Here is a 4,282-nt window from a genome sequence, read left to right on the forward strand (position 1 = left end):
GGTGCAGGGCGACGTGACCGACGTCGGCTGGTTCACCTCGAGGCTCGCCGAGTCGGATGCCGCGATCCACACGGCTGCCCCCGAGCACGGGGCGCCCGCCTTCAACGACGCCGTGATCGAGGCGGCCATCCGGGCGTACGGCGACGGCGGGCGCCGCTTCGTGCTGACGAGCGGCATCTGGGAGTACGGCGCCGGCGGCGACCTCGCCGACGACGCGGCCCTCGACCCGCCGCAGCTCGTCGCCTGGCGGGTGCCGCTCGAGGAGCGGCTGCTCGCGTCCGGCGTCGACGCGGCGATCGTGGCCCCGGGCATCGTGTACGGACATGACGGCGGGCTCGTGCCGTCGCTCATCGCCGAGGCCGCGCGCACCGATGCCGGCGCGCTCCGGCTCGTCGGCGACGGGTCGCAGCAGTGGACGTTCGTGCATGTCGACGACCTCGCCCGCCTCTACCTCGCGGTCGTCGAGGCAGCCGGCGTGCGTGGTCGCGTCATCGGGTCCGACGGTTCGCCGACGACGGTGCGGGCGCTCGCCGAGGCGGTCGCGGAGGTGGTCGGCGCCGCCGGCGTCGCGCCCGAGACTCCGGATGCCTCGCGTGAGCGCCTGGGCTCGGACTTCGCCGACGCGCTGCTCCTCGGCCAGGCCGCCACGGGCCGCGTCGCCCGCGGGCTGGGCTGGGTGCCCGAGCACGCGAGCGTGATCGAGGACGTGCAGGCCGCGCGCGAGGCATCCGCCGCCTGAGCACCGCGCACCGAAATGTAGGAACATCCGGGTGACACGCCGCGGTGCTGGCGCCGCCGCGCCGCTCGGGCGCCGGATCTTCCTGCATTTCGGCGGGCGCGCGCCGGGTGGGGTCGGGCGAGGGTGGCCCGGGTGGGCGCGGTTCTTCCGCCGTGCGGAAGAACCGGGGAAGTTCACCCCCGGGATCGCCGTCGGCAGGGGTGCCGAGGCCCGCAGAGTGGATGCACCGCCCCACGGACGGCGCCGCAGCCGGCGTCACGACGGGGGCACCCACGCATCCGCACGCTGCACCGAAGGAGCACCCCGATGAGCACCCCGAACCGCCCAGGCGACCAGACCCAGACCGCGGCCGAGCTCCAGCTCGAATGGGACGCGAACCCCCGCTGGGACGGCGTCCGCCGCGACTACACCGCCGAGGACGTCATCGCCCTGCGCGGCCCCGTCCGCGAGGAGCGCACGCTGGCCCGCCGCGGCGCTGAGCGGCTCTGGCAGGACCTCCAGCAGAACACCGGCACGGCGTTCGCTCCGCAGGAGGAACCACAGTGGTCGGCCGCGCTCGGCGCCCTCACCGGCAACCAGGCCGTGCAGCAGGTGCGCGCTGGCCTGAAGGCGATCTACCTGAGCGGCTGGCAGGTCGCGGCCGACGCGAACCTCAGCGGCCAGACCTACCCTGACCAGTCGCTCTACCCCGCCAACTCAGTCCCCGCCGTGGTGCGCCGCATCAACAACGCGCTCCTCCGCGCCGGCCAGATCGAGCAGGGCAGCGAGGCGCAGACCGGCATCTCCGACTGGATGGCTCCGATCGTCGCCGACGCCGAGGCCGGCTTCGGCGGCCCGCTCAACGCGTACGAGCTCATGCACCAGATGATCGAGGCGGGCGCGGCCGGCGTGCACTGGGAGGACCAGCTCGCGAGCGAGAAGAAGTGCGGCCACATGGGCGGCAAGGTGCTCATCCCGACGTCGCAGCACATCCGCACGATCAACGCGGCGCGGCTGGCGGCGGATGTCGCCGGCGTGCCGTCGATCATCATCGCCCGCACCGACGCGCTCGCCGCGACGCTGCTGACGAGCGACCACGACGAGCGCGACCGCCCCTTCGTCACCGGTGAGCGCACCGCCGAGGGGTTCTACGAGGTGCAGAACGGCATCGAGCCGGTCATCGCCCGCGGCCTCGCGTACGCCGAGTACGCCGACCTGCTCTGGGTCGAGTCGGCCGAGCCCGACCTCGACCTCGCGCGCCGCTTCGCCGAGGCCGTGCACGCGAAGTTCCCCGGCAAGCGCCTGAGCTACAACTGCTCGCCGTCGTTCAACTGGAAGCGCCACCTCGACGACGCCCAGATCGCGACCTTCCAGCGCGAGCTCGCGGCCATGGGCTACGCGTTCCAGTTCATCACCCTCGCGGGCTTCCACGCCCTCAACCACTCCATGTTCACGCTCGCCAAGGACTACAACGAGCGGCACATGAGCGCCTACGTCGAACTCCAGGAGGCGGAATTCGCCTCGGAGGCATCCGGATACACCGCGACGCGCCACCAGCGCGAGGTCGGCACCGGGTACTTCGACCAGATCGCCACCGCGCTGAACCCCACCAGCGCCACGCTCGCCCTCGTCGGATCGACCGAGGAAGACCAGTTCAACCACTGACCCACTGATTCCACTGACCGACCGACTCCCCGAGGAGACGACATCATGAACACCCTGACCATCGAGCGAACGGATGCCGCGGCATCCGCACACCGCACCGAACCCACCGAACCCGCTCCCGCCACCGCGAGCTTCCGCACCCATGAGCCGCGCATCGAGGTGACGGCCCCGCTCGGCGAGCGGTACGAGGAGATCCTCACGCCCGAGGCGCTGCGGTTCCTCGCCGAGCTGCACGACCGGTTCGCGCACACCCGGCACGACCTGCTCGCCGTGCGGCTGCAGACCCGCGTCGACGCGGCGAACGGCCGCGACCCGAGGTTCCTGCCCGAGACGACGTGGATCCGCAATGACCCGTCGTGGCGCGTCGCCGGCACGGCACCGGGGCTCGAGGACCGTCGCGTCGAGATCACCGGCCCGACCGACCGCAAGATGGCGATCAACGCCCTGAACTCGGGCGCGAAGGTGTGGCTCGCCGACCAGGAGGATGCCACGAGCCCCACCTGGGCCAACGTGGTGGAGGGGCAGCTGACCCTGTTCGACTTCGTGCGGGGGACCCTCGAGTACACGAGCCCCGAGGGGCGGGACTACCGCGTCACGGCGGCCGAGACGCCCACCGTCGTGATGCGCCCGCGCGGCTGGCACCTCGTGGAGAAGCACCTGCGGTTCCACGACCGCGCCGGCCGGGCGATGCACGCCTCGGGCTCGCTCGTCGACTTCGGGCTGTACGCCTTCCACAATGCGCAGCGTCTCATCGACAGCGGACGCGGGCCGTACTTCTACCTCCCGAAGCTCGAGTCGCATCGCGAGGCGAAGCTCTGGAACGACATCTTCGTGTACGCACAGGACGCGCTCGGCATTCCGCAGGGCACGATCCGCGCGACCGTGCTCATCGAGACGATCCAGGCCGCATTCCAGATGGACGAGATCCTCTACGAGCTGCGCGACCACTGCGCGGGCCTGAACGCCGGCCGCTGGGACTACATCTTCTCGATCGTGAAGACCTTCCGCTCGCGGGGTCGTCGCTGGGTGATGCCCGACCGTAGGTCGATCACCATGACCGTGCCGTTCATGCGCGCCTACACCGAACTGCTCGTCGCGACCTGCCACCAGCGCGGCGCGCACGCGATCGGCGGCATGAGTGCGTTCATCCCGAACCGCCGCGACGCCGAGGTCACCGAGCGCGCGCTCGCGGCGGTGTCCGCCGACAAGCGCCGCGAGGCATCCGACGGCTTCGACGGCACGTGGGTCGCGCACCCCGACCTCATCCCGACGGCGCGTGCGGAGTTCGACGCCGTGCTCGGCGACCGGCCCAACCAGGTCGACCGCCTGCGCGACGACGTCGAGGTGACCGCGGCGCAGCTGCTCGACATCCCGTCGATCGGCGGCGAGGTCACCGAGGCCGGCGTGCACGACAACATCTCGATCGCGATCCGCTACATCGAGTCGTGGCTGCGCGGCACGGGTGCCGCGGCGATCGACAACCTCATGGAGGACGCCGCCACGGCCGAGATCTCGCGTTCGCAGGTGTGGCAGTGGCTGCACGACAACACCGTCACCGCCGAGGGCACGCGCATCGACCAGACCTCGATCGTGCGCATCATGGCCGCGGCCGTCGCCGAGCTGCCGCGGTTCGAGGGCGACCGGTTCGACGACGCGATCTCGGTGTTCCGCACCGTGGCGCTCGAGCCCGAGTTCCCGACGTTCCTCACGGTGGGGGCGTACGCGCGGTTCCTCTGAACCGGATCGAACCGAGCCGAGCCGAGCCGAGCCGAGCATGGCGAGCGGATGCCGCGGGCGGGACCCCGCGGCATCCGCTTCGTCGCGGCATCCGCCGCTCAGCGCAGCGGCACGCGTTCGCTCAGCGGAGGGGCACGCCCACGTCGCTGCCGCCCTCGGGCG

The 4,282-nt window shown here is 71.9% G+C and carries 3 protein-coding genes; all 3 read left to right on the plus strand.

Annotated elements, in window-relative coordinates:
• Positions 1-739 (plus strand): NAD-dependent epimerase/dehydratase family protein (locus AC1DY2_RS16270; RefSeq protein WP_476763364.1); only part of this gene is annotated, 739 nt, incomplete at its 5' end.
• Positions 740-1,045: 306 nt separating this feature from the next.
• A complete protein-coding gene (aceA, locus tag AC1DY2_RS16275; RefSeq protein ID WP_476763365.1) occupies positions 1,046-2,383 on the plus strand; it encodes an isocitrate lyase in 1,338 nt (445 codons plus the stop codon).
• A 45-nt stretch (positions 2,384-2,428) separates the two neighbouring features.
• Positions 2,429-4,120: a malate synthase A gene (gene aceB / locus AC1DY2_RS16280; protein WP_476763366.1), complete on the plus strand. Its 1,692-nt coding sequence runs from the start codon at positions 2,429-2,431 to the stop codon at positions 4,118-4,120.
• Positions 4,121-4,282 lie beyond the last annotated feature (162 nt).

Source organism: Agromyces sp. P1_H4 (assembly GCF_056405255.1).

Excerpts from the sequence above, each read along its gene's own strand:
- aceA (WP_476763365.1), top strand. The coding sequence starts at position 1,046 with ATGAGCACCCCGAACCGCCCAGGCGACCAGACCCAGACCGCGGCCGAG.
- aceB (WP_476763366.1), top strand. The coding sequence starts at position 2,429 with ATGAACACCCTGACCATCGAGCGAACGGATGCCGCGGCATCCGCACAC.